Source organism: Clostridium caldaquaticum (assembly GCF_023806125.1).
In the GTDB taxonomy this organism is placed as follows: Bacteria; Bacillota; Clostridia; order Clostridiales; family Clostridiaceae; genus Clostridium_AT; species Clostridium_AT caldaquaticum.
In genome coordinates, this window is record NZ_JAMSKT010000002.1 from 221,689 (window position 1) to 230,310 (window position 8,622).

Genomic DNA, 8,622 nt, shown 5'->3' on the forward strand with positions numbered 1-8,622 from the left:
ATATTCAAAATATATACTATACAATATGAATAATATATTATATAGTATATATTATAGCGTTTTTATTGGTTTAAAACTAATATAATAACGTTATTGTAATATAAAAATAGGGGGGCTAACATGAAAAATTTCAAAAGAGTTCTTGTGGCTAACAGAGGTGAAATTGCTATAAGAGTTTTCAGAGCATGCCAGGAACTTGGTATCAGAACAGTGGCTATTTATTCTAATGAGGATAAGTATTCCTTATTCAGAACAAAGGCAGATGAGGCTTACTTGATTGGGGAAAACAGGGGGCCTGTTGAAGCTTATTTAAACATTGACGAGATTATACAGCTGGCGAAAAAAAAGGGTGTGGATGCAATTCATCCAGGATATGGTTTTCTTTCTGAAAATCCTGAATTTGTAAAAAAATGTATACAAGCTGGCATTGAATTTATTGGACCTACAGCACAGATGATGGATAAGCTCGGGGATAAAATTAAGTCTAAAATTGTTGCAAAAAGTGTAGGCGTACCCATAATTCCAGGCTTTGAAAAAGGTGTTGAAACTATAGAGGAGGCAAAGGTACTGGCGTCTCAGTGCGGATATCCAATAATGCTTAAAGCAGCAGCTGGCGGTGGCGGAAGAGGGATGAGAATTGTAAGAAATGAAGAGGAGCTTAATTCTGCTTTCAGAAGTGCTAAAAATGAGGCTAAGAAAGCTTTTGGTATAGACCTTATTTTTATTGAAAAGTATATTGAAAAACCAAAACATATAGAGGTTCAGGTGTTAGGAGATAAGTATGGAAATATTGTTCATCTATATGAAAGAGACTGTTCTATACAAAGAAGACACCAGAAGGTTGTAGAATTTACTCCAGCTTTCTCACTTTCAGAGGCAAAGAGAAATGAAATATGCAGCGATGCATTAAAAATTGCAAAGTCCGTTAATTATTTAAGTGCTGGAACTTTAGAGTTTTTAGTTGACATGTACGGTAATCATTATTTTATAGAAATGAATCCAAGAATACAGGTGGAACATACGGTAACTGAAATGACAACTGGTATAGATATTGTGAGAAGCCAGATTCTCATTGCACAGGGGTATCCTTTAAATTCTCCTGAGGTGGGTATATATTCTCAGGAGGATATAAAGCCAAGAGGTTATTCTATCCAATGCAGAATAACAACGGAAGATCCATCAAATAATTTTGCTCCGGATACAGGTAAGATAGAAACCTATAGAACTGGTTCAGGCTTCGGGGTGAGACTAGATGGTGGTAATGGTTATGCAGGAGCAATAATAAGCCCGTACTATGACAGCCTTTTAGTTAAAAATATAGCCTGGAGCAGAACCTTTGAAGATTGTATAAAAAAATCCATCCGTTCTATTAAAGAAACAACAGTTACGGGTGTTAAAACTAACATAGATTTTTTAGTAAATGTATTAAATCACCCAACCTTTGCAAAGGGTGAATGTCATACAGGCTTTATAGAGGAAAATCCAGAACTTTTAAATATTCAGCATCAAACTGATGAGGAGAGCAGAATATTAAGATTTATAGGAGAAAAGGTAGTAAATGAAACTAACGGTGTAAAGAAGCTTTATGATGTTCCGGTAGTGCCAAAGGTTGAAGTGCCTGAAAATTTAGAGGGTACGAAAAATATTCTTGATAAATATGGTGCTGAGGGTCTGGTAAAATGGATAAAGGAGCAGAATAAGCTGCTATTAACAGACACAACTATGAGAGATGCACATCAGTCCTTAATGGCAACAAGGGTAAGGACAAGGGATATGCTTAAGATAGCTGAGGCAACCTCGGTTTATGGTAAAGATTTATTTTCACTTGAAATGTGGGGCGGAGCTACCTTTGATGTAGCCTATAGATTTCTTAAAGAGTCCCCATGGACAAGGCTTGAACTGCTTAGAAAAAAAATACCTAATGTACTATTCCAGATGCTTATTCGTGGTGCTAATGCGGTAGGTTATAAAAATTACCCAGATAATGTAATACGAAGCTTTATTAAAGAATCTGCACAGAGAGGCATTGATGTGTTTAGAATCTTTGACTCGCTGAACTGGCTGAAGGGAATGGAAATTTCTATAGAAGAAGTTTTAAATAGTGGGAAGATTGCAGAGGCTTGCATTTGTTATACTGGTGATATTTTGGATAATAAAAAGGATAAGTATAATCTAGACTATTATGTAAAATTAGCAAAAGAGATAGAAAAAACAGGAGCACATATTCTTGGCATTAAGGATATGTCTGCCTTGCTTAAGCCTCATGCTGCCTTTAAATTAATAAAAGCTTTAAAAGAGGAAATAGGCATACCAATACATCTTCACACCCACGATACTACAGGAAATGGTGTTGCTACTGTATTAATGGCTGCTGAAGCTGGAGTTGACATAGTAGATACAGCCTTCAACAGCATGTCAGGTCTTACAAGTCAGCCTGCATTAAATTCAGTAGTAGCTGCCTTAAGAAATACTGATAGAGATACAGGTATACATTTATCAGGTATACAAAAGATTTCAGATTATTGGGATGCGGTAAGACCAGTTTATGATAAATATGAATCAGGGTTAAAATCTGGTTCTGCAGAAATATACAGATATGAAATACCAGGTGGACAATATTCAAATTTAAAGCCTCAGGTGGCAAGCTTTGGTCTGGCTCATAAGTTTGATGAAATAAAGGAAGCTTATAAGGTTGTAAATGAAATGGTGGGAGATATAGTAAAGGTAACACCATCTTCCAAAATGGTAGGAGATTTTGCAATCTTTATGGTGCAAAATGAACTTACCCCTGAAAACATATATGAAAAGGCTGCTAACATGTCCTTCCCTGATTCAGTAGTTTCTTACTTTAAAGGTATGATGGGACAGCCTATGGGTGGATTTCCTAAAAAGCTTCAGGATTTAGTTTTAAAGGGAGAGAAGCCGATTACCTGCAGACCTGGAGAACTGCTGCCCGATGAAGATTTTGGAAAGATTGAAAAGTATTTAAGTGAGACCTATGGTTTTACACCTGATAATAGAGATGTACTAAGTTACGCATTGTATCCAGATGTGTTTGAAAGTTACTTAAAACACCTTAAAGAGTACGGAGATTTGAGCAGAATAGGCAGTGATGTATTTTTCCACGGTCTTTATGAGGGAGAAACCTGTGAGGCAGAGATAGCAGATGGTAAAGTTTTCATGATAAAGCTTTTAAAAATTGGTAAGCTTGATAATGAAGGCAACAAGCTGCTAGAATTTGAGGTCAACGGCAACCGTACGGAAATTAAGATTAAAGATAAAAATAGCACTGCTAGTAACAATATTGTTACAACTTTAATGGCAGACCCTGAAAATCCTTTGGAGATAGGAGCAAGCATTCCAGGAACAGTACTGAAGGTGCTTGTTTCAAATGGAGAAAAGGTTGCTGAAGGTCAGCCGCTTATGGTTATAGAGGCTATGAAGATGGAAACACAAATAACTGCACCTTCTTCAGCAGTTATAGAGTCTATAAAAGTAAAGGAAGGACAGAGAGTTAAAACAGGTGAACTTCTATTAGTTCTAAAATAATTTTATTAAAAAGTAATATAAATATAGAAAATCCTCCGAATTTTCGGAGGATTTTCTATATTGCTCCAGTTGTGCATCAATGTTAAAATAATATTAGCAGTATTCCAGAAAATCCAAAGAAACTATATAATGAATATAACATTATAAGAAGTGGAAGCTTTATGTTAGAAATATTATACAAGTATTGTAATAAAGCTGCAGGACTAGAAAAGCTGCCTAAGCATCTAAGAGTAATAGTAGAAGAAATAATAGCAGTAAAAGATGCAGAAAATGATATAGAAAGGAAGATTTATATGCCATACATAAATTCAAGATTAACCTTAAAATTATCTGAAGAAGATAAGGAAACTTTAAAAACTCAGATGGGAAAGATTGTATCTGAAATACCAGGTAAATCTGAAGAATGGCTTATGATAAGCTTTGATGATGATAAGACTATATATTTTAGAGGCAAGGAGATGGAAAAGGCAGCTTTTATAGAGGTAAAGATAGCTGGAACCACTGAAAGAGAATACAAAAATAAGGTTACAAATTTATTATGCAGCCTTTATGAAACTAAACTTAATATTCCAAAACACAACATTTTTATAACCTTCAGTGAAGTTTTAGACTGGGGCTGGAACGGAGAGCTTTTTTAAAATATTTAAGAGCCTACAAATTTACAGGCTCTTTTTTAATGTATTTATGGTTGTAATAAAATATAATTGTAAGAATTAAGCAGAGGTGGTACAATAAATTATGCAAATATATAAAGCTAGTTATATTTTCATTTGCTTTGTTTGCAGATAATAAGAAAGGATGTAAAATAATATGGAAAGTATATCTTTAGTACTAAAATCAATTATACTAGGAATTATTGAAGGAATAACAGAATTCCTGCCTGTATCTTCCACAGGTCATTTAGTTATTTTTCAAAATTTAATGGGTTTTAAGAGCAGTACACAAAATTATGTTGAGATGTATACATATGTAATACAGCTTGGTGCTATATTGGCAGTGCTTATTCTTTACTTCAATAAGATTAAAGAAACTATTGCAAACTTCTTTCCTCAAAAGGTTGGTTATGAAAGATCTGGTTTTAGATTTTGGTTTATGATTTTTATTGCTTGTATACCTGGTGGAATTTTAGGTGTTCTTTTTGATGATTTAGCAGAACAATATTTATTTACACCTGTATCTGTAGCTATAACTTTGTTTTTAGGCGGTATATGGATGGTATATGCTGAAAAAAAATTTAGAAATAATAAGTATTATGGAAATGATTTAAAGGTTACTGCAAGACAAGCACTCGTAATTGGATTGTTTCAATGCCTTGCTATAATTCCAGGAATGTCACGTTCAGCATCAACAATTATTGGTGGATGGGTAGCTGGTCTTTCTACTGTTGCTTCTGCAGAATTTTCCTTCTTTCTTGCAATACCTGTTATGGTAGGAATGAGTTTTTTAAAGTTATTAAAAATAGGAGGATTAGCTGCTTTGACATCTACAGAGCTAATTTCCCTTGCAGTAGGTTTTTTAGTTTCTTTTGGAGTAGCTTTAATAGTAATCAATAGTTTTATATCATATTTAAAGAGAAAACCAATGAAAATATTTGCAGTATATAGAATGATATTTGCAGTTGTTGTGCTTTTAGCAGGATTTTTAGGAGTGTTTTATTAAAATAAAGGAAAGTTATGTAAGATAAAGCGGCAGGCTTTTATGCCACCGCTTTTTATTATTTATCTTATACCTAATTCATCTAAAACACGACCTAAATTATCTGCACTTTGCTTCAATTGACCAACTTCTTCCTGAGATAAAGGAACTTCCAATCTTTTTTTAATACCTTCATTTGATATGATGCAAGGTATGCTAAGTGCAACCTTTGATATTCCGTATTCGCCTTCAAGAGTAGTGGATACAGGAACAATGCTTAATTCGTTAAGCAGGATTGCTTTTACTAATCTGCTGACGCTCATGGCAATTCCTGAGCTTGTATAGCCTTTCAGCCTTACTATTTCAAGTCCTGCATCTTTTGCTTCATGGAGAACTGATTCTTTATCTAAAGGTTCAGTGCTTCCAAGAAGTTTATCAAATTTTTCAGCTGGAATACCTGCTATATTAACCAAGCTCCAGGCTGCAAAAGCTGAGCCGCCATGCTCGCCTAATATGTATCCATGAACATTCTTAGTATCTACCATGTATTTAAGAGCAAGTATTCTTCTTAAACGAGCGGTGTCAAGAAGTGTACCTGTGCCGATAATCTTTTCCTTAGGATAATCAAAATGATTTTGGGCTAAATAGGTAACTATGTCTACTGGATTTGTTACAATAATTATAATTGCATCTTTTGTGTACTTTGTAATTTCTTTCATTACATCTTTCATAACTTTGACATTTATGTCTGCCAGTCTTAAGCGGTCTAAAGTTTCACCAGGCTTAATACTAGGGCCTGCAGTCATAATGATTAACTGTGCATCTGCACAATCCTCATAATTCCCGGTTCTTACACCCACATTAGGACTATAGGCAAAGGAGGTAGTATGAAAAGCATCAAGCGCTTCTCCTTTTGCACGATTCATATTCATATCAATTACAGCAATTTCTGCAATTAAATCTAAAGTTAATAGGGAATTTAAAACTGCACTTCCTACCATTCCTGCACCAATGACAACTACTTTGTTTCTTATAGGTTTTATTTCAATCGCCTCCTAACTGTTATGCTTCGTCTTATTATTATAAGTAAAAATTATAAATAGTAAACAGATATTTTCAGTTTTGTAAACTTAATTACTGTCACTAATTTTACACTTTTAATTATTTGAAAATGTATTAAAGTGATACCCCAGGGTTTTTTTATGAATTTTTCCCTGGGGTATGATTAAGCACCTATGCTTCCTTTATTATAATTATACTTTTTAAAGTAATTTTTAGTTTCCGATATTATTACTGCTCGTAAACCTATTAGGGCAATCAAATTTGGGATTGCCATAAGTGCGTTTACAATATCTGCCAATATCCATACTAAATCAAGTTTTAAATAAGCTCCTATAGCTACTAATGCTATAAATATATATTTATATACTTTTATTCCTTTAACTCCAAATAAGTATTCAGTACAGCGTTCTCCGTAATAATTCCAGCCTATTATAGTAGTAAAAGCAAAGAAAATAAGACCAACTGTTACAATAAATTTGCCTAAGGAAGCTACAGGCAATCCTGTTGAGAAGGCATAATTTGTTAAAGCAGCACCTTCATAGTTTAAGTTCCAGGATCCTGTGGATATTAATACTAAGCCGGTCATAGTACAAACAATAATAGTATCAATAAAGGTACCTGTCATAGATATTAAACCTTGACGCACACAGGATTTTGTTTTAGCTGCAGCTGCAGCTATTGGAGCACTTCCTAGGCCTGATTCATTTGAGAAAACACCTCTAGCTACACCATTTTGTATAGCTTGTTTTACAGTAGCACCTAAAAATCCACCAGCTGCTGCGGCAGGGGTAAATGCACTTTTTATAACTAAGGCTATTGCATGCGGAAGTGCCGAAGCATTAAGGACTAAAATTATTACTGATCCTAATATATAAAAGACAGCCATGAAAGGAACTATAAGCTCTGCTACCTTTGAAATGCTTTTTATACCTTTTAAAGTTACAAGTGCCACAAGAATCGTTATTATAGTTGAGGTAACGGCTATAGGTACATTATAAGCTGTTTGGGTAGCTTGTGTTATAGAATTAATCTGTGCAAAAGTTCCAATTCCAAGGCAGGCTACACATATTCCGAAGAAAGCAAATAACTTAGCAAGCCATTTAATGCCTAAACCTCTTTCGATATAATACATAGGTCCGCCGGACATTTGTCCATTTTTATCTATCACTCTATATTTTACTGCCAGCAAACCTTCAGCATATTTAGTTGCCATACCAAAGAAAGCAGCCATCCACATCCAGAAAAGAGCTCCAGGACCACCGGTTTTAATTGCAGTAGCAACTCCGACGATGTTTCCTGTACCTATAGTAGCTGCCAATGCAGTACATAATGCAGCAAAACTTGTTACGTCGCCTTCTCCGCTGTCGTCATTTTCATCCTTAGAAAAAAGAAATTTTAAGGCAAGAGGTAATTTAAATAATTGAAGTAATTGCAGGCGTATGGTGAGGTAAATTCCTGTTCCGATAAGTAGTATTAAAAGCGGAGCCCCCCATACTAAAGAGTCGATTTGATTGAGTATTTTTGTTAGTTGATCCATTTTATCCCTCCATCTGATTTGAAGTACACATTTTATTGTGCCACTTCTTTAATAAATATTAAGTAATATTGGGACATAAATGGGAAAAGATATGACTTGAGAGTCAAATACGAAAAATGTATGACTTACCTAAGACATGTTATCTATCCCCTGTCCTTTTACCTGAGAGTTTCGCCTTGCGGCTTTCTCCTTCGGTGCTCAATAAGAGTCTCTCCAGAGGCTCATCCAATAGCGGTCATCTCTAATTTAATAGGTACCTGAAAGATTGACTTCTTCGGTGGATGACAATAGTCATCACTCTCCCACTATCTTCATCTGAACTATGAATTTTTATAAGCTATATTTTAATATATAATTCAGCATATTGCAATATGTAAAAAAATATATTGCATTTTTAAATTTTTGTATTTTTATTAAGACAATTTAAGATAATAATATGGAATAAGAAATTTTTAGCTGTACAAAATAAATAATGTTGACAATAATAACGTAATAAATTGTTTAGTATGTAGGAGAAAAGTATTTTATTTATAAATTTCTGACATATACTACTCCAGGTGTATCAACATCAGAGATTTTGAATAATACTGAGAAAAATGTGTTTAAATAATATATAATTCGATTAAACGAGCATTAAATATAAATTGTATTTTGTAGTACGTGATATTATATTATTCGTCGCTGACATAAAACGACAAAAACTTATGAAATTACTTTGTTTAATAACTTGCTTTAAGGTTAAAAATTACCAGTAAAAATGTTGTTGACAAAGTAATTTAAAGCTGATAAACTATAAAAGCTGTCAGATGACAGCAAAAATAATTGGTCTTTGAAAATTA

At 33.9% G+C, this 8,622-nt stretch carries 5 protein-coding genes and 1 riboswitch; of the genes, 3 read left to right on the forward strand and 2 right to left on the reverse strand.

The window, feature by feature from the left end; all coding sequences use genetic code 11:
* Positions 1-120: 120 nt before the first annotated feature.
* The 3 genes from M2651_RS02355 (at position 121) to M2651_RS02370 (ending at position 5,208) form a co-directional block, all read left to right on the forward strand.
* Positions 121-3,549, forward strand: a complete 3,429-nt coding sequence (locus M2651_RS02355; protein WP_252130724.1) for a pyruvate carboxylase — start codon at positions 121-123, stop codon at positions 3,547-3,549.
* A 101-nt stretch (positions 3,550-3,650) separates the two neighbouring features.
* Positions 3,651-4,187 (forward strand): phenylpyruvate tautomerase MIF-related protein, encoded by a 537-nt coding sequence (locus M2651_RS14395; RefSeq protein ID WP_350338276.1) that lies wholly within the window; start codon positions 3,651-3,653, stop codon positions 4,185-4,187.
* Between the two features lie 172 nt (positions 4,188-4,359).
* Positions 4,360-5,208 (forward strand): undecaprenyl-diphosphate phosphatase, encoded by an 849-nt coding sequence (locus M2651_RS02370; RefSeq protein ID WP_252130725.1) that lies wholly within the window; start codon positions 4,360-4,362, stop codon positions 5,206-5,208.
* A 59-nt stretch (positions 5,209-5,267) separates the two neighbouring features.
* On the opposite strand, the gene M2651_RS02375 is transcribed toward M2651_RS02370, so the two are convergent.
* Positions 5,268-6,233: an L-lactate dehydrogenase gene (locus M2651_RS02375; protein ID WP_350338277.1), complete on the reverse strand. Its 966-nt coding sequence runs from the start codon at positions 6,231-6,233 to the stop codon at positions 5,268-5,270.
* A 176-nt stretch (positions 6,234-6,409) separates the two neighbouring features.
* A complete protein-coding gene (locus M2651_RS02380) occupies positions 6,410-7,783 on the reverse strand; it encodes an alanine/glycine:cation symporter family protein (RefSeq protein ID WP_252130727.1) in 1,374 nt (457 codons plus the stop codon).
* Between the two features lie 140 nt (positions 7,784-7,923).
* Positions 7,924-8,010, reverse strand: a riboswitch (glycine riboswitch).
* Between the last annotated feature and the right edge of the window lie 612 nt (positions 8,011-8,622).

What these genes read in the sequence shown, in the direction of transcription:
- M2651_RS02355 (WP_252130724.1), top strand. Translation starts at nt 121, where the DNA reads ATGAAAAATTTCAAAAGAGTTCTTGTGGCTAACAGAGGTGAAATTGCT.
- M2651_RS02370 (WP_252130725.1), top strand. Translation starts at nt 4,360, where the DNA reads ATGGAAAGTATATCTTTAGTACTAAAATCAATTATACTAGGAATTATT.
- M2651_RS02380 (WP_252130727.1), bottom strand. Translation starts at nt 7,783, where the DNA reads ATGGATCAACTAACAAAAATACTCAATCAAATCGACTCTTTAGTATGG.